The organism is Lentzea miocenica (assembly GCF_033949945.1).
Classification (GTDB): Bacteria; Actinomycetota; Actinomycetes; order Mycobacteriales; family Pseudonocardiaceae; genus Lentzea; species Lentzea miocenica.
The window spans coordinates 21692-38604 of the sequence record NZ_JAXAVW010000024.1 but is presented as its reverse complement, the minus strand read 5'-3'; the positions used below and the strand labels follow the sequence as shown (position 1 = coordinate 38604).

Here is a 16913-nt window from a genome sequence, read left to right as displayed (position 1 = left end):
CCCCTCTTCGGAGGCCGAGCCTAGCGGTGCGGCCCGAAACCTTGGGGGACTGATTCACGCCCAGTGGGACGGATCGTGGTACCGCCCCCGCGCCCCCATACATCCAGTATGAGGACGCGGGGGCGGCACCACGATCCGTCCGCCTGGCCGCGAATCAGCCCGCCAAATTTCGGGCCGCACCGCTACTGCGCTTCGCGCAGTTGACGTTTCAACACTTTTCCGGCTGCGTTGCGCGGCAACTCGTTGAGGAAGAAAACATCTCGGGGAACGGAAAACCGTGCGAGGTTTTCCCTCACGTGTTCACGTATGTGTTCGGCCGTCAGGGTTTTTGCGCCGACAACAAATGCGACGAGCCGCTGGCCGAACTCGTCGTCCTCGACGCCGAGCACCGCGACCTCGGTGACGCCGTCCAGGTTCGAGAGAAGGTCCTCGACCTCGCGCGGGTAGACGTTCTCACCGCCGGACACGATCATCTCGTCGTCGCGGCCGGCCACGAACAGCAGGCCGTTCTTGAGATAGCCGAGATCGCCGGTGGACATCAGGCCGTTCAACGACTCCTTGCTGGTGCCGTTGGTGTAACCGTCGAACAGCATCTCGTTGCCGACGAAGATCCGCCCTGTCTCGCCGGGCGGCACTGGCCGGCCCTGATCGTCCACAATGGCCAGTCGGGTGCCGAGCGGCGGCTGTCCCGCGGTGCCGGGCTCCCTGAGCATCTCCTCGGGCGTCGCGATGCTCGCCCAGCTCACTTCCGTTGAGCCGTAGAGGTTGTAGAGCACCGGGCCGAACTCTTCGAGCGTGCGGGCGGCGACGCGGGGCGGCAGGGACGATCCGCTGGAGGCGATGATCCGCAGCTTCGGCCGGTGCGGGGTCTCCAGCATGCGTTGCAGCATCACGGGAACCACGAACATCGCGGTGCACTTCTCGGCGTCCCGTAACGTCTGCGCCGGGTCGAACTTCCGGCGCAGCACCAGGGTCGCGCCGAGCACGAGTCCGAGCTGGAACGCGGCGAGGCCCCAGGCGTGGAACAGCGGGGAGGTGATCGCGATGACGTCGCCGTGCTTGAGCGGGATGCGGGACAGCAGTGCGGCGGCGGGGGCGAGGCTCGCGGGTTCCGGCCGGCGCGCGCCCTTCGGGGTGCCGGTGGTGCCGGAGGTGAGGATGATCAGCCGGCCGCGCGGAGGGCGGCGGGGGAGCGGCTTGTCCGGCCCGTTGATGATCAGCGACTCGAGCTCGTCGCTGAAGTACGTGGGCACGTCCGGGAGCACGTCGGCGAACTCGCGGTCGGCGACGATCCGGTCGATCTTCTGGTCCTGCGCGACCTGGGCCAGTTGTCCTGTGCTCAGGCCGGTGTTGAGCAGGACGGCGTCGGCGCCGATCTTCGTGCAGGCCGTCATGGTCTCGATGAAGCCGCGATGGTTGCGGCACAGCAGGCCGACGCGTTCCCCGGCGTGGAAGGCATGCGCGAGCCGGCTGGTGCGCTCGTTCACTTCGGCGTACGTCAGCACGCCGTCGTCGTCGATGATCGCCGCACGGTCCGGGTGTCGTCCTGCGCCCGTTTGGTAGCCCCAGGCGAGCGTGATGTTCCAGTGCAGGTACCCGCGCACGGTGCCGGAGAGCCCTCGCGGGCCCAACGGCCGGATCACTCCGGCTTTGACCAGGGTCAGCAGCACGCGGGTCAGCATGCGACCCACTCTGCCATCTACCTACTTGTGAGTAGGTAACGCTGTGACGGCGGTCACAGGTCCGTGTCGGACGCGGCGACGACGGCTTCCCTCAGCGCGGCCCGCAAGCGGCCGACCTCCAGCGGTGTCAGAACGGCGGCTTCGCCCGGTGGCACGTTGATCACGATGTGCCCCTGGCTGACGAACACCGTCAAGTCCCGTCGGCGCGAGGCGATGTCGCGGCAGCTCACCTGCCACTCCTCTTTGGCTCCCACGGGTTTCTTCCTCCAGCTCACTCGGCGCACCGGCCCGGTGTCCCGGTGCTCACGTCGAAGAGACGTGTGTCACCGGCGGTCATGACGAAGGTTTCGCGTTCTCCATCGGGCGACCGTGCCGAGCTGCGGATAGCGTCGCATGTGGGATGAGACTTGGTCACCTGGAGGGGTGAAAATGGCGGAACCGCAACGCATCGTGATCGTAGGGACGGGCCTCGCCGGTGCCTCCGCGGCGGGCGCGCTCCGAGACCGCGGCTACGGCGGCAAGATCACCGTGTTCGGCACCGAGAACCGTCGTCCGTACGAACTTCCCGCGCTGTCCAAGGATGTTCTGCTCGGCAAGGCGAGCGAACCCGCGTGGGTGCACGAGGCGAGTTTCTACGCCGACAACGAGATCGACCTCGAACTCGGCGTGTCGGTGCTGGAGCTCCGACCTGATGATCACTCGATCGTTGACTCCAATGGAGCAGTGCGTTCCTACGATCGGCTCTTGCTCGCGACGGGATCGCGTCCACGCGTACTGCCTGGCGCGCAAGGACATGTGCTGCGCACCCTGGACGACTCGCTGGCGCTCAAGTCCACGTTGCACGAGGGCAGGCACGTCGTGATCGTCGGCGCCGGCTGGATCGGCTGCGAGGTGGCCTCCGCGGCCCGCACGCACGGTTGCCGCGTCACGGTCGTCGACCCGCTGCCGGAACCGCTGGTCCGCGTGCTGGGCACCGAGATGGGCGCGATGTTCCGCGGCCTGCACGAGGAACACGGCGTCGAGTTCAAGCTGGGCACCGGAGTGGCGGGCTTCTCGCCGTCGGGCGTGCGGCTCGACGACGGCACCGAGCTGCTGCCGGACGTGACGGTGCTGGCCGTCGGCGCGACCCCGCGACTCGAACTCGCCGAGGCCGCCGGCTTGGAGTTGACCGACGGTGGTGTGGCCGTCGACGCCACCTTGCGCACGTCCGCCCCCGACGTCTTCGCGGCCGGCGACATCGCGGCGCACGACCACCCGCGCTACGGCCACCGCGTCCGGGTCGAGCACTGGGCGAATGCGAAGGACCAGGGCACGCATGTCGCGGGCTCGCTGATCGGGCTGGACGAGCCGTACCAGAAGTCGCCGTACTTCTTCACCGACCAGTACGACCTGGGCATGGAGTACCGCGGCCTTGCTGATCCGGACGACGAACTGGTCGTGCGCGGCGACCTGGACTCACGGCAGTTCATCGCGTTCTGGCTGCGCGACGGACGGCTGCGCGCGGCGATGAACGTCAACGTGTGGGACCACGGCACGGCACTGAGTGCGCTGGTGGACGCGCAGGCGACCGTGACTCCGGCGCAGTTGCGTGAAGAGGATCTGGGCTCTTTGTCCTAGATGCAGGAACCGTGCATGGGGCCCTCGCCGCGGGCGAGGTCGCTCAGCGCCTTGCGGATGACCGTCATCTCCTCGGCGGAGAAGCGGGCGTGGAAGCCGCGTTCGACCTCGGCGAGCGCGTCTCCCGCCTGCTTCTGCAGTTCCTGGCCCGCGTCGGTGATCACCGGCGTGCGCACCCTGCGGTCCTTCGGGTCGGGCACCCGCATGATCAGGCCGAGCCGCTCCAGCTTGTCGAGCTCGCTGGTCAGCGTGGTCTTGTCCAGGCCGAGCATCGCCCCAAGCTTCAGCTGGGTGCGCTGAACCTCTTCCTCGTTGGCGAGCGCCTGCAGGATCAGCTGGCCGCGCAGCGAGATGCCGAACTTCGCGATCTCGTCGGCGAAGGCCGCCCCGACCCGCTGGGCGGCGCGGTGCAGCAGCCAGTTGAAGTCCCACTTCTCCACGCAAGCGGAAATCAGCTGCTGCTCCTCCATGTGTTCCATCCTACCTCCCGGGAGAGATGTTCTCGGCCCAGAACATCTTGACTCGGAAGTTCTTCACTCGTATGTTCTGGGTATGACCAACCTGCTGCACATCGACACGAGCATTCGCTACGAGGGCTCCGTGACTCGCGAGATCTCGAGTCAGTTCGCCGACGTCTGGCGAACCGTGAACCCCGGCGGTGGCTACGCCTACCGCGACCTGCACGCGTCGCCGATCCCGCACCACGACGGCACTGACCAGGGCATTTCGGCCGACTTGATCGCCGAGGTCGATGCCGCTGACGTGATCCTCATCGGTGCGCCCATGTACAACTTCTCCATCCCGTCGACCCTGAAGGCCTGGATCGACCGGGTCGCCACCTCGGAGCACTTCGCCCGCGAGGACGGCACGTTCGCGTGGGGCGGCAAGCGCGTTGTCGTCGTCACGGCTCGTGGCGGTTCGTACAAGCCGGGCACGCCGCGTGAGGGTTTCGACTTCCAGGAGCCGTACCTGCGCGCCGTGCTGTCGATGGTCGGGCTCGACCACGACCTGCAGTTCGTGCACGCCGAGCTGACGCTGGCGGACGTGGTGCCGCAGATGCACCAGTTCCGCGAGCTGGCGGTCGAGTCGCGGGCCGACGCACACCGCGTGGTCAAGGAACTCGCCTCGGCCTAGTCTCTGGCACGTGATCGACAAGATTGCGTGGCTGCACATCGAGAACGGACGGGTGCTCGTCGCCCGTTCGCACGGCAAGGACACGTTCTACCTGCCCGGTGGCAAGCGCGAACCGGGGGAGTCCGACGTCGAGACGCTCGTGCGCGAGATCCGCGAGGAGCTGTCCGTCGACGTCGCGGGCGCCGAGCTGATCGGCGTGTTCGAGGCTCAGGCACACGGCCGTGCCGAGGGGGAGACCGTGCGGATGACCTGCTACGCGGCGTCTTTCGCCGGAGAGTTGAAGCCGGCGAGCGAGATCGCCGAGCTGGCGTGGTTCGCCGCCGCCGACGCGGATCGGGTCTCCCCGGTCACGCGGATCATCTTCAGTCATCTGGAGTCGACCGGGCTGCTGGCCTAGTCTGGTAAGCGCTTTCCCAATCCTGTCCACCTACCGCCGCCACGCTGTAGGGAGTGACACGCATGGGTTTTCGCAACAGATCAGTGGTGCTGGTGGCGGTGTGTGCGACCGCCGCCGGTGCGCTGGCCGGAACGACTCCCGCCGTCGCGGAATCCGGAGAGTGGCGCGTTGTCGCGCCTGTCAGCTCTCAATCCGTTGCACCAGAAGCACTTGTGCGGCTCGACAAGGGGAGGTTGAGCCTTTCGGTCCGGCGCGGCGGCACCACGGTGCTGGAGCCGTCCGCGCTGGGCGTTCGCACCGCTGACGCCGACCTGACCTCGGGTCTGAAGTTCGTCGGGTCGTCGTCGCGGCTCGTCCAGGACTCGTACACGACCGTGTCGGGCAAGAAGCGCCAGCACACCTACGTCGGTACCGAGACGACGTTCCACCTGCAGCGTTTGACCGCACGGCTGGACGTCGTCGTCCGCACGTCCGCAGACGGCGTGGCGTACAAGTACGTGCTGCCGTCGGACAAATGGACGACCGTGCTCGGTGAGGCGTCCGAGTTCGCAGTGCCGTCGACCGCCGACAAGTTCCTGCTGCCGTACGACAACGGGCGCGGTGACTACGAATCCGCGCACGTTCGCACCGCCGAGAAGGGCGTCGAGTACGGCTATCCGGCGCTGTTCCACGTCGGCGACTCGTGGCTGCTGCTCGCCGAATCGGATCTCGACGGCCGCTACGGCGGTTCGCGGGTCGTCTACGACGGGTCCCGCTATCGGCTCGTGCTGCCCGATCCGGCCGAGACCTCCGCCGGCCCGTTGGCCACGCCGTGGCGCGTGTTGGGCGTCGGGTCGCTGGCCGAGGTCGTGGAGAGCTCGCTGATCACGTCGCTGGCGGCGCCGTCGAAGATCGCCGACACCTCGTGGATCAAGCCCGGCACCGCGGTCTGGTCGTGGTGGGGCGACGGCACGGGGAACCTGGCTCTGCAGAAGCAATACGCGGACTACGCGGCGAAACAGGGCTACCGGTACAACCTCGTCGACTCCGGCTGGAGCGCCGACTGGATCCCCGAGCTGATCACGTACTCGAAGGCGCGCGGCGTCGAGACGTGGCTCTGGGTGCGGTGGCAGACCATCGACACCGACAGCGAACGTGAGCGGCTCTTCGCCCAGTACCGCTCGTGGGGCGCGGCCGGACTGAAGATCGACGTCGTGGAGTCCGACGGCCAGGACCGCATGCGCTGGTACGACGCCGTCTACGCGGCGGCCGCGAAGCACCGGCTGATGCTGAACTTCCACGGCGCCCCGATTCCGCGCGGCGTCGAACGCACCTGGCCGCACGTGCTGTCGGTCGAGGCGGTGAAGGGTGCGGAGGGCACGAAGCCGCGTCCCGGCCGCGAGCCGTTCCCGATCGAGCACTACCTGACGGTGCCGTTCACCAGGAACCTGACCGGGCCGATGGACTTCACGCCGGTGACGTTCTCCGGGGTGCGGCCCACCTCGGACGCGGCCGAGCTCGCGCTGAGCGTGCTGTACGAGTCCGGTGTCCAGCACTTCGCGGACAAGATCTCCAGCTATGCCGCATATCCGGTGGCCGAGCAGTTCCTGCGCGCGGTTCCGGCCGCGTGGGACGAGACTCGGCTCGTGGCGGGTGATCCGGGCAAGCTCGCGGTGCTGGCCAGGCGGTCGGGCTCGACGTGGTTCCTCGGCGCCGGCGTGGCGGGTGATCCGCGTGACCTTTCGGTCGGAACGGGATTCCTCGGCTCCGGTTCCTGGTTGGTTGAGCTGTACCACGACGGCCCGGCGGGCAAGATCACGTTCGACACCAAACGTGTCGCGGCGGGAGACTCCCTGACGGTGCCCGTGGCTCGCAACGGTGGATACGCGGCCCGGCTCTGCCAGGCGCCGCCGACTGCCACCACCTGCGGCTGATCACTCCATCTGGTCAGCCGTCCGCCACGCGGGGGTCCGGCGCGCAGTGAAGCGGCGCGTCCGGCCCCCGCGTGTCACCACGGCGGCTGTCGCCGCCGTGCCTGCGATGATCACGTAGATCACCTGGAAGCCCAGGTGCGCGACGAGTGCCGCGCCTGCCGCGAGGCCCAGCGGTCCGCCCGCGAACACGATGCTGAGAGCCGTCGCGCTGACCCGGCCGATCCACGGCGACAGCAAGCCCGGCGCGTACACGCACAGGCTCGCGATCGAAGAACGACAGCGTCGCATCCCCAGATACGACGAAAGAGGAGAGCGCCGCTCTCCTCCCACTTCAACACATAGCGCACCGGGGGCCTTGCCACAAGACCCCGGGCATGCTCCATCATTTCCCGGCCAAGGAGATCTACCTGGGGAAATGGGGAACACTCCATGATCGACGTCATCATCGCCGGCGGCGGACCGACCGGCATGATGCTGGCTGGCGAGCTGCGACTGCACGGCGTGCAGGTGGTGTTGCTGGAAAGGGACCTGGAGCCGACGAAGGTCGTCCGGGCGCTCGGCCTGCACGCGCGCAGCATCGAGATCCTGGACCAACGCGGTGTCGCCGACCGGTTCCTGACGGCCGGCACGACCCACCCGCTCGCCGGGTTCTTCGCGGGCATCGAGAGGCCCGCGCCCGAACGGCTGGACACCAAGTACCCGGTCGTTCTCGGCCTCCCGCAGCCGAACATCGAGCGCCTGCTCACCGAGCACGCCGTCGAGGCCGGCGCCGAGATCCGGCGCGGCTGCACGGTCGCCGCCTTCACGCAGGACGACGAGGGCGTGACCGTCGAACTGTCCGACGGCACCTCGCTGCGGGCGAAGTACCTGGTCGGCTGCGACGGCGGCCGCAGCACCGTGCGGAAGCTGGCCGGCATCGACTTCCCCGGCGAGCCCACGCGGGTGGAGACGCTGCTGGGCGAGATGGAGATCGACATGCCGTGGGAGGAGGCGATGCCGTTGATGCTCGAGGTCCGCAAGACGCAGAAGCGGTTCGGCATCGGCCCGATCGGCGGCGTCGGGACGTACCGCGTCATCGTGCCGGCGGAGGGCGTGAACGAGGACCGCGCGACCATGCCCACGCTCGACGACTTCAAGCAGCAGCTGGTCCGGATCGCGGGCACCGACTTCGGCGTGCACACCCCGCGCTGGATGTCCCGCTTCGGCGACGCCACCCGCCAGGCCGAGCGCTACCGGTCCGGCCGCGTGTTCCTGGCGGGCGACGCGGCGCACATCCACCCGCCGACCGGTGGCCAGGGCCTCAACCTCGGCGTGCAGGACGCGTTCAACCTGGGCTGGAAGCTCGCCGCCGCGGTGCACGGGTGGGCCCCGGAGTCGTTGCTGGACACCTACGAGGCCGAACGGCACCCGGTGGCCGAGGAGGTGCTGAACAACACCCGCGCGCAGATCGAGCTGATGAAGGTCGAGCCGGGCCCGCAGTCGGTGCGGCGGCTGCTCACCGAACTCGTGCAGTTCGAGGAGGTCAACAGGTACCTCATCGAGAAGATCATCGCGGTCGCGGTCCGGTACGACCTCGGTTCGGACAACGCCCTGGTGGGCAAGCGGATCGGGGACCTCGCGCTGAAGCGCGGCGGGCTCTACGACCAGATGCACGCGGGCCGCGGGATCCTGCTCGACCAGACGGGCGGCCTGTCCGTCGAGGGGTGGTCGGACCGGGTCGACCACCTGGTCGACGTGAGCGAGGAGCTGGACGCGCCCGCGCTGCTGGTGCGTCCGGACGGGCACGTGGCGTGGGTCGGCGAGGACCAGGAAGCCCTGGCAGCGGAACTCGCTCGCTGGTTCGGAGCCGCGGCTCGCTGAGCGCCGAGGGCGTCTGCAAGTACCACCAACAGCGAGTTGGCGGTACTTGCAGACGCTCCAACACCCTGGGTTGAGGTCACCCGTTCGGGGGCCGGGGGCGCGCTGTCACACTGTGCGGCGTGTCCGAGCCGACGACCGCGGTGCTCCTTCGTGCCGCCGAGCTCACCGCCTCGGGGAAACCGCGGCAGGCGATCGACCTGCTGCGTCCCCTCGTGGCGGCGAACCCTCGGCACGCCGAGGCGTGGTGCCGGCTCGCCGCCGCCCACCTCGACCTCGGTGAGGCGGACCAGGCGCTCGACTCGGCCAAGCGCGCGATGATCCTCGACGGCGAGCCCGCCTGGCCGCAGCGGCTGGCCGCGCTGGCGCTGAGCGACCTCGGCCGGCACCAGGAAGCCGCCGTCGCGGCGCGGGAGTCCGTGCGCCGCAAGCCCGGCGACTGGCGTTGCTACGTGGTGCTGGCCGAGGTGCTCGCGGACTCCCCGGACGGCGCGGTGGAGGCGTTCGACTCGGCGCTGCACGCCTCCCAGCTCGCGCCCACCGAGGCGCGGGCGTTCCAGGTGCTCGGCGACGCGGCCCTGCGCATGCGTGACTGGGGCACCGCCGAGCACGCGTACCGGACGGCGATCAAACTCGACCCGTCCGACGCCGACTCCAAGGCGAACCTCGCGACCGTGCAGCGACGCCGATCGGCCAAGCCCGCACCGGTGCAGTTGAACAAGCTGCAGGTGTGGCGTGCGCTGCGGATGCTCTCGTTGCTGCTGATCGGCGGCGGGCTGCTGGCGCTGGTCGCGGGGATGCCGCGGCCGACGCCCTACCTGGGCTTCTTCACCGGCGCGCTGGTGCTGTGCTGCGTCGTCGTGGCGTTGCGGCTGCGCCCGTTCAAGCTGCTGTTCGGCCTGCGCAAGCTCGCGGTGACGGTGTCGCTGCTCGCCGCGTCCGCGCTGATCCTGACCGGCTGGACCGTCGCGTTGCTCTTCGGGGCCACCACCATGCAGCCACTTGTGCTTTCCTGGTTGTGCGCTGTCGTGGGGGGAGCGCTCGTCTACGTCGGGGGAGGCAGGAAGCGGTGATGCGTCGCAACGCGGTCGCGCTCGCGTTCCTGCTGTTCCTCGGACAGCTGTTCATCGTCGCCGCGCCCACCGAAGCGGCGTTCGCCGACGGTTCCGTCATCCGGCACGGCCACGACTTCGCGAACCTGCCGGTCACCACCCCCAAGCCGCACAACCTCCAGGCAGCCCAGGTGCCGCAGGCCCAGCTGCCGATGGACGTGCCTCCGGTCGCGAGGCCCGCGCTGCCGACGCGGTTCGTCGTCGCGTTCGCCCAGCGCGTGCACCGCACGCCCGACGGCATCCGCTGGACCCCGCAGCGAGACCGCTCGCCGCCTTCCGGTCGCTGAATCCCGTTTCTCAGCAACCACTTTCTCGTCCCGGAAGGCTCTCTCACCCATGTCGCGCGACAACGCGCGACGGGGTCTGCTCGTGCGCGGTCTCATAGCGCTCGGGGTCCTCGTCGCATCCGCTTTTCTTCTGCTCACCACCGATCCCCGCCTGGGTCTCGACCTGCGCGGCGGAACCCAGATCGTCCTCGAAGCCAAAGGCGACTCCGACGCCGCCGACCGTTCTCTCGAAGTGCTGCGCCGCCGGGTCGACGCACTCGGCGTCGCCGAACCGGTGATCGCCCGCTCTGGTGAGAACCGCATCGTCGTCGAACTGCCCGGCGTCCAGGACCCGGAAGAGGCCGTGAAGGTCCTCGGCCGCACCGCGCAGCTGGTCGTCCAGCGCAACGGCCAGACCGTCATGACCGGCGAAGGCATCTCGGACGCCAGCGCCGTGCGCAACCAGCAGGGCGCGGGCTTCGTGGTCAACATCCAGTTCCAGGGCGACGCCCCGGCGAAGTGGCAGAAGGTCACCGGCGAGGCGGCCTGCGAACCGTCCGGCACCCCCGGCCGCCAGATCGCGTTCGTCCTCGACGGCAAGCCCATCTCGTCGCCGGAGGTCAGCCTCGACACGCCCTGCGGCGCAGGCCAGGCAGGCGGCGCGACGACGATCACCGGCCGGTTCGCCGCCGAGGAGGCCAAGGAACTGGCCCTGGTCATCCGCTCCGGCGCCCTGCCCGTGCCGGTCGAGGTGATCGAACAGCGCACCGTCGGGGCGACCCTGGGCGCCGAGGCGATCGAGGCCAGTGCCCAGGCCGCGATCATCGGCATCGCGCTGACCTCGTTGTTCCTGATCGTCGCCTACCGGCTCGCCGGCCTACTGGCCGTCGTCGCTCTCGCCGGCTACGCGGGCGTCGCCTACGCGGGCCTGCTGGCGGTCGGCGCGACGCTGACGCTGCCCGGTCTGGCCGGTTTCGTGCTGGCGATCGGCATGGCGGTCGACGCGAACGTCCTGATCTTCGAACGGGCCCGCGAGGAGTACGCCCGAAAACCAAACCTGCGCCGCGCCGCGGAGGGTGGTTTCCGCGGGGCGTTGAGCGCGATCGCCGACTCCAACGTCACCACTTTGCTTGCCGCTGGTCTGCTGTTCTGGCTGGCCACGGGCCCGGTGCGCGGCTTCGGCGTCACCTTGACCATCGGTGTGCTGGCATCGATGTTCAGCGCTTTGGTGCTGTCGCGCGTGCTCGTCCTGTGGGTGCTCGGTACCCGGTTCGTCGCGAAACGCCCTCGGCTGAGCGGCCTGCACACTCTCGGCTGGGTCCGGCAACGGCTGTCCGTCGTGCTGTACCGGCGGCCGTCCCGGTGGCTGATCAGCGCCGGCGTGCTGGTGCTGGTGGCGTTCGCCGGTCTGTTCGTGCGCGGCCTGAACCTGGGTGTCGAGTTCACCGGCGGCCGCATGCTCGACTTCACCGCGGGCGGTTCCGTCGACCCGGGCCGCGTGCGAACGGCCCTGTCCGACGCGGGCTTCCCGGACGTGGTCGTGTCCTCCTCCGGCAACGAGGTCTCGCTGCGCACCGGCCCGATCGACGACGCCCAGTCGTCCCGCATCGGCGAGGTCGTGTCCTCTGCCGTGGACGGCGGCGCCCGCCAGTCCAGCAACGAACTCATCGGCCCGTCGCTGTCGTCCGAACTGCGCCGCAACGCCGTGATCGGCCTGGCCATCGCGGTCATCGCCCAGCTCGGCTACCTGGCCGTGCGCTTCGACTGGCGCCTCGGCCTCGCCACCGTCGCCGCCCTGCTCAGCGATGTGCTGGTGCTGATCGGCATCTTCGCGTGGCTGGGCAAGACGGCCGACGGGGTGTTCCTGGCAGCCCTGCTGACCGTGATCGGCTACTCGGTCAACGACTCGGTGGTCGTGTTCGACCGCCTGCGCGAACTGCGCGGCTCTCGCCTGAAGGCGCCGTACCCGGACGTGGTCTCCGACGCGGTCGTGCAAACCGTGCCGCGCACCGTGAACACCGGCATCGGCGTGCTCTTCGTGCTGTCGGCGCTGCTGGTCCTGGGCGACGGGTCCCTGGCCGACTTCGCCACGGCGCTGCTGATCGGCCTGATCGCCGGCACCGCGTCCACAGTGGTCACCGCGGCCCCGGTCGCGCTCTGGCTGGAGTCCCGCTGGCCACGCCGAGCAGTTTCGAAGAAGCGCCCGGCAGGAGCACGGGCCTAACGTCCTTCGCATGATTACTCACGCGCACTCGGTGACCATCAACGTCCGCTCGCTGGACGAAGCGGTGTCCTTCTACGTGGACGTGCTGGGCTGGGAGAAGCGGCAGGACAGCGACGAGGCGGGCATGCGCTGGCTGACCGTCGCTCCTCCCGGCGCCGAGACCGCCTTCGCCCTGTCGCTGAACGACACGCCGAACGTGTCGTTCGCGATGGGCTGCGGCATCTCGCTGATCACCGACGACATCGACGGGGACGTGGCGTTGTTCGAGCGGAAGGGGGTGCGGGTCAAGTCGGCGCCGGAGACCATGCCGTGGGGTGATCGGGCCACCTGGTTCAGCGACCCGTTCGGCAACGAGTTCTTCCTCGTACAGCTCGCTTCGTAGCAAGCTAGGCGCATGACCTCATTCGCCGCGTACCAGAACGAGATTTACCTGCAGGGGCTCGGCGGCGCGGTGCCGCCGTTCACCACCGATCCGAACGCGCTGGAGCAGTCCGCGCGCGACAGGCTGGGACCGGGGCCGTTCTGGTACGTGGCGGGAGGTGCGGGCTCGGGCGCCACGGTGCGGGCGAACCGGGACGCGTTCGAGCGCGTGCAGATCGTGCCGCGGATGCTGACCAACGCGACCGAGCGGCACCTCGGCGTGAATGTGCTGGGTACCGAGTTGCCGGCGCCGGTGATGCTCGCACCCGTTGGCGTGCAGTCGATTCTGCATCCGGACGGCGAGCTGGCTACCGCGCGGGCGGCGGCCGAGCTGGGGGTGCCGATGGTGTTGTCAACGGCGTCCTCGCACACCATCGAGGAGGTCGCGGAGGCCAGTGGCGACGGGCCGCGCTGGTACCAGCTGTACTGGCCGAACGACCCGGATGTGTGTGCCTCGCTGTTGGAGCGGGCGAAGAAGGCCGGGTACACGGCGTTGGTCGTCACGCTCGACACGTGGACTCTGGCGTGGCGTCCGCACGATCTTGACCAGTCTTATCTGCCGTTCCTGCGCGGGGTGGGCACGGCGATTCCGTTCAGCGACCCGGTTTTCCGTGCTGGGCTGCAGAAGTCGCCCGAGGAGGATCTGCCGATGGCGATCCTGCGGTGGGTGCAGTTGTTCACCGGCACCGACAAGTCGTGGGACCAGCTGGCGTTCCTGCGCGAGCATTGGGACGGACCGATTGTCCTGAAAGGAATCCAGCACGCGGACGACGCGCGCAAGGCCGTTGAGTTCGGAATGGACGGAATCGTCGTGTCCAACCACGGCGGGCGTCAGGTCGACGGCGCGGTGGGGTCGCTGGACGCGTTGCCGTCGACCGTCGAGGCGGTGGGGGAACAGGTCGACGTGCTGTTCGACTCCGGGATCCGGACCGGCGCGGACATCGTGAAGGCGCTGGCGTTGGGCGCGAAAGCCGTGATGGTCGGACGGCCGTTCGTCTACGGGTTGGCGCACGGCGGTCAGGTCGGGGTGCGGCACGTGTTGCGCAGCCTGCTCGCGGACTTCGACCTGACGCTCGGGTTGTCCGGTCATCGCAGTCCCGCCGACCTGGGACCGGACGCGCTGCGGTTCGCCTGAGCCTGCACAACGACTTCGGCCGGGTCGCGGCTGCGACCCGGCCGAAGTTTCCAGACCTGTCCTTACGGCATGGTCGCCGTCATGCGGGCCAACGTGCCGAAGTCGGCCGGCTGCACCCGCAGCCAGCCTTCGCTCTTGGCCGCGAGGTACCGCCCGTTCGGCGTGTCGATGTACGTGAGCGGGGCGACGCAACGCTGCTTGCGGCCCAGGTGATCGCGCTTGGCCGAGTAGACCTGGCCGCCGCCGGTGCGCGGCTGGCCCATGATCTCCCTGAGCTGCGCGACCAGCTGGTCGTTCGGCGTGCTGGTCGGCCGGCTCTGCTGCATGAACGAGCCGGTGTCCTCGTACGACGGCTGCCGCTTCTGCTTGAGCGCGTCCTCCGGCAGCGTGATCGGGCTGCCCTTGCCCGCCGGCGTCGGCGGCAGCGCGCCCACCAGTGCCTGCGGTGCCTCGTCTGGACGCACCGGCTCGAGGACGAACTGCTGGTCCGGCGTCAGCACGATCCGCAGCGCGTCCTGGCCGTTCGTCACGACCAGCGCGCTCTGCTGCGGGCCGTCCTTGAGGCTGAAGAACGCCCAGTACTCAGCGCCTGCCTCGACCACGAGCCGCAGCGCGCCGGCCAGGTCCGGGTGGACCTGGTTGCCGCGCGCGAGCCCGTACTGCTCGAGCTGCGCCCAGGCCGACCGCTGCATCCGTTCGAGCTCGCTCAGATCGCCCGACTCGAGGAGGTCCTCGTCGAAGTCGATCTGAGTGAGCAGCGCACGGTGCATCGACGGCAGACCCGCGGCCTGCCATGCCTGGTAGAGCGCTGTGACAGGGATAGCGACCCTGCTCCGCAGCACGTTTTCCCCCTTACCCGCCGATGACCGGCGGGGCCACCATCGTTCCGTCGCCGAAGATGTCCTCGGTCTCCTGCAGGTAGGACGCCGACTTGTGTTCCTTGTCCTCGTCCCCCTCGCCCTTACCGGCGCCGGCACCCATACCGCCGGCACCCATGCCCGCCGCGCCACCGCGACCGGCCGCACCACCGGTCGGCCCGAAGCCACCGGCGCCACCACGGCCCTCACCGGCAACACCGGAGGCGCCACCGAAGCCGCTACCGCTGCCCATGCCGCCAGGACCACCGATGCCACCTGCACCACGAGCCGCCGCGGCACCACCAAGGCCACCGCCGCCGCCACCACGACCGCCACCGGCACCGCCACCACCGCCGCCGGGCCCGCCGATCCCACGACCGGGTCCGCCAGGACGGTTGCGCGGGTCGTTGGGTCCGCCAGGTCGGTTGCGCGGGTCGTTCGGGTCGTTGGGGTTCCACCTGCCGCCGGGCGGGATGGTGGGGTCACCGGTGGGCGGCGGCCGGTTGCGCCAGTCGTCGTTGGGAGGCGGCGGCGGGGTCGGCGGGAACTTGGGATCGTTCACGCCGGACGTGTTGGTGTCGTCACCCGGCGGCTTCCACCCGGACAGGCTGGTGTCGTCGCCGCCGCCGGTGCCGGTCGGATCGTCGGTGCCACCGGGCGGGTTGACGCCGGGCTTGGGCGGGAGCGGCTTGACGGGGCCGATGGGCGGATCCCCGCCGTTCTCCTCGATGCTGACGTTGCCGCCATCCGGCGCGATGAACGTGGGCATGTTGTTCGCGCTCGCCGTGACGGTGTCCCCGTACTGGGTGAACGCCCGCATGTTCGCTTCGCTGACCTGCTGGTTCTTCTCGACCGCCTCGTCGTAGTCGGTTTCCCAGAACGCGAGGTCGTTGAGGAACGGCTTGTCCGGGACCGACGGCGGCTTCGACATGGCGTGCTTGGCGTTGACAAACGCCTCGCCCACCTCGTCGGACGTCGTGGCCGCCGAGGTCGCGGACTCTCCGGTCACGTCCGCCCAGGTGGCGAGCGGTGAGGTGTTGCTGCGGGCGGCGTCACCGGCCGCGCCCTCCCATGACGCGCCGGAGTCCTGCACGGCCTTGTTGATCAGGGTGGCGACGTCGGTGTGGCCGTCCGAGAGGTCGCGCCAGGCCTTGGCGGTCGGCGTCGTGCTCTCGCCAGGGCCTTTGCCCTTGTCGAACCAGTTGTAGACCGTTTCACCGCCGGCGAAGGGCAGCATCAAGAACCCGCCGATGTTCGGCTCATCCCCAGGCATGTCTGCTACCCCTTCAGCGTCTCGACGATCATTTTCGCGAATACCTCGGACTCGGTGCAGGGCTTCTTGGCCGCCCGCTCGGCGGAGGCGATGCTCACCGACGAGGTGACCGAATCGGTGTCGGACACCTCGATGATCGTGCGGCAGTCGATGGACGCGTCGGTCGCGTCGTACGTGACGAAGCGGATGCCGTCGACCTTGTGGTCGGTGAAAACCGCGCTGTTCTTGACGTTGGCGATCATGTCTTCCACGCTCTTGTCCTTGGTCACGGCGACCCGGTACGTGGAGTTCTTGATCACGTCCTGCCCCTTCCAGTCGCACCGAGGACCGATGGTGCTGCTCGCGGTCTCGGGCGCCCGCACGCTTCCCAGTTTCGGGAGCTGGGCGGCAGTGACGAGGTCACACGGCTTGTCCACGAACTTGGCGATGCTGAGGCCCGTGGACGACCCACTGCTCGTCGGCGTGCTGCCCGTTTGCTCGCCAGTGGTCGGAGCCGTGGTGTTGGCGTTCCCGCCGGTCTTCTCCGAGCAGCCGGCGAGGACGCCGATGGCGATGACGGCGGTCAGCAGGGCGGTCAGGCGCTTCAAGATCGTGTCAGCCCTTCATTGCGGACTTCGCCGCATCGTCGGTGCCCCGGTACTCGGCCAGGGCCTTCTCGATGTTCTCGATGGTCTTCTCGAGCGCTTTGCGCGCCAGGTCGTTTGCCCAGAGGTAACCGCCGGGCTGCTCGCCTGCGGCTTCGCGCATCGCAAGGGTCGCCATGCCGCTGTACGGATCGGGCCCGGGGGCGCCTGACTGCTGGAGTTCCAGGCCGTTGTTCCGCAGGCTGGAGAGGTGTTCGACCGCCGCTTTCAGGCCGTCGATCATCTTCTGCGCCTGACCAGGGTCGACGCTGAACCGCGTCACTCCGCTACCGGCCGCGCCCAACGCCGCGCCGGCGGCGGCGCCAGCGGCCGCGCCGGTCTTGATCGGCACGAGTGCGTCGAACATCAGCATCTCAGCCAGCTCCCCTCAGAACTCCACACC

General features: G+C 69.2%; 18 protein-coding genes. 10 read left to right on the top strand and 8 right to left on the bottom strand.

All coding sequences use genetic code 11. The features are described 5' to 3' along the window. Window positions 1–182 precede the first annotated feature (182 nt). A complete protein-coding gene (locus SK803_RS27670) occupies window positions 183–1682 on the bottom strand; it encodes an AMP-binding protein (protein WP_319969041.1) in 1500 nt (499 codons plus the stop codon). A 53-nt stretch (window positions 1683–1735) separates the two neighbouring features. Then, complete coding sequence (locus SK803_RS27665; RefSeq protein WP_319969040.1) at window positions 1736–1936, bottom strand: hypothetical protein; 201 nt, start codon at window positions 1934–1936, stop codon at window positions 1736–1738. Window positions 1937–2111: 175 nt separating this feature from the next. On the opposite strand from SK803_RS27665, the gene SK803_RS27660 reads away from it, so the two are divergent. Then, window positions 2112–3299 (top strand): NAD(P)/FAD-dependent oxidoreductase, encoded by a 1188-nt coding sequence (locus tag SK803_RS27660; RefSeq protein ID WP_319969039.1) that lies wholly within the window; start codon window positions 2112–2114, stop codon window positions 3297–3299. Here SK803_RS27660 and SK803_RS27655 read toward each other — a convergent pair. Then, window positions 3296–3769, bottom strand: a complete 474-nt coding sequence (locus SK803_RS27655; RefSeq protein ID WP_319969038.1) for a MarR family winged helix-turn-helix transcriptional regulator — start codon at window positions 3767–3769, stop codon at window positions 3296–3298. The two genes, SK803_RS27660 and SK803_RS27655, sit on opposite strands and share 4 nt — an antisense overlap. Window positions 3770–3851: 82 nt before the next feature. Here SK803_RS27655 and SK803_RS27650 point away from each other — a divergent pair, with 82 nt between their 5' ends. The 3 genes from SK803_RS27650 (at window position 3852) to SK803_RS27640 (ending at window position 6743) form a co-directional block, all read left to right on the top strand. Next, window positions 3852–4433 carry an FMN-dependent NADH-azoreductase gene (locus SK803_RS27650; RefSeq protein WP_319969037.1) on the top strand — a complete coding sequence of 194 codons (582 nt, stop codon included), beginning with the start codon at window positions 3852–3854 and terminating at the stop codon, window positions 4431–4433. A gap of 10 nt (window positions 4434–4443) precedes the next feature. Then, window positions 4444–4830: an NUDIX hydrolase gene (locus SK803_RS27645; RefSeq protein ID WP_319969036.1), complete on the top strand. Its 387-nt coding sequence runs from the start codon at window positions 4444–4446 to the stop codon at window positions 4828–4830. A gap of 62 nt (window positions 4831–4892) precedes the next feature. After that, window positions 4893–6743: a glycoside hydrolase family 97 protein gene (locus tag SK803_RS27640; protein ID WP_319969035.1), complete on the top strand. Its 1851-nt coding sequence runs from the start codon at window positions 4893–4895 to the stop codon at window positions 6741–6743. Here the strand turns inward: SK803_RS27640 and SK803_RS27635 are convergent, their stop codons facing one another. Then, window positions 6744–7031: a hypothetical protein gene (locus SK803_RS27635; protein WP_319969034.1), complete on the bottom strand. Its 288-nt coding sequence runs from the start codon at window positions 7029–7031 to the stop codon at window positions 6744–6746. Between the two features lie 141 nt (window positions 7032–7172). Between SK803_RS27635 and rox the strand changes: the two genes are divergently transcribed. The 6 genes from rox (at window position 7173) to SK803_RS27605 (ending at window position 13757) form a co-directional block, all read left to right on the top strand. Next, on the top strand, window positions 7173–8603 hold the full coding sequence (gene rox / locus SK803_RS27630) for a rifampin monooxygenase (RefSeq protein WP_319969033.1): 1431 nt from the start codon (window positions 7173–7175) through the stop codon (window positions 8601–8603). Window positions 8604–8722: 119 nt separating this feature from the next. After that, complete coding sequence (locus tag SK803_RS27625; RefSeq protein WP_319969032.1) at window positions 8723–9673, top strand: tetratricopeptide repeat protein; 951 nt, start codon at window positions 8723–8725, stop codon at window positions 9671–9673. After that, on the top strand, window positions 9673–9999 hold the full coding sequence (locus SK803_RS27620) for a hypothetical protein (RefSeq protein ID WP_319969030.1): 327 nt from the start codon (window positions 9673–9675) through the stop codon (window positions 9997–9999). Before SK803_RS27625 ends, SK803_RS27620 begins: the two co-directional genes overlap by 1 nt. 49 nt (window positions 10000–10048) lie before the next feature. Beyond that, complete coding sequence (gene secD, locus SK803_RS27615) at window positions 10049–12202, top strand: protein translocase subunit SecD (RefSeq protein ID WP_319969029.1); 2154 nt, start codon at window positions 10049–10051, stop codon at window positions 12200–12202. Between the two features lie 10 nt (window positions 12203–12212). Further along, window positions 12213–12584 carry a VOC family protein gene (locus SK803_RS27610; RefSeq protein ID WP_319969028.1) on the top strand — a complete coding sequence of 124 codons (372 nt, stop codon included), beginning with the start codon at window positions 12213–12215 and terminating at the stop codon, window positions 12582–12584. Window positions 12585–12596: 12 nt separating this feature from the next. Continuing rightward, window positions 12597–13757, top strand: a complete 1161-nt coding sequence (locus tag SK803_RS27605) for a lactate 2-monooxygenase (protein WP_319969027.1) — start codon at window positions 12597–12599, stop codon at window positions 13755–13757. Between the two features lie 62 nt (window positions 13758–13819). Here the strand turns inward: SK803_RS27605 and SK803_RS27600 are convergent, their stop codons facing one another. Genes SK803_RS27600 through SK803_RS27585 form a run of 4 tightly spaced genes read right to left on the bottom strand, consistent with a single transcriptional unit; the run spans window position 13820 to window position 16883 of the window. Then, the gene (locus tag SK803_RS27600) at window positions 13820–14599 is read right to left on the bottom strand and encodes an ESX secretion-associated protein EspG (protein ID WP_319969026.1); all 780 of its coding nucleotides are present in this window, start codon (window positions 14597–14599) and stop codon (window positions 13820–13822) included. Between the two features lie 10 nt (window positions 14600–14609). After that, window positions 14610–15887: a PPE domain-containing protein gene (locus tag SK803_RS27595; RefSeq protein WP_319969025.1), complete on the bottom strand. Its 1278-nt coding sequence runs from the start codon at window positions 15885–15887 to the stop codon at window positions 14610–14612. Window positions 15888–15892: 5 nt separating this feature from the next. Further along, entirely contained in the window at window positions 15893–16474 is a 582-nt protein-coding gene (locus SK803_RS27590; RefSeq protein ID WP_319969024.1) for a DUF3558 domain-containing protein, read from the bottom strand. Between the two features lie 7 nt (window positions 16475–16481). Next, on the bottom strand, window positions 16482–16883 hold the full coding sequence (locus tag SK803_RS27585) for a hypothetical protein (RefSeq protein WP_319969023.1): 402 nt from the start codon (window positions 16881–16883) through the stop codon (window positions 16482–16484). Window positions 16884–16913: the final 30 nt, after the last annotated feature.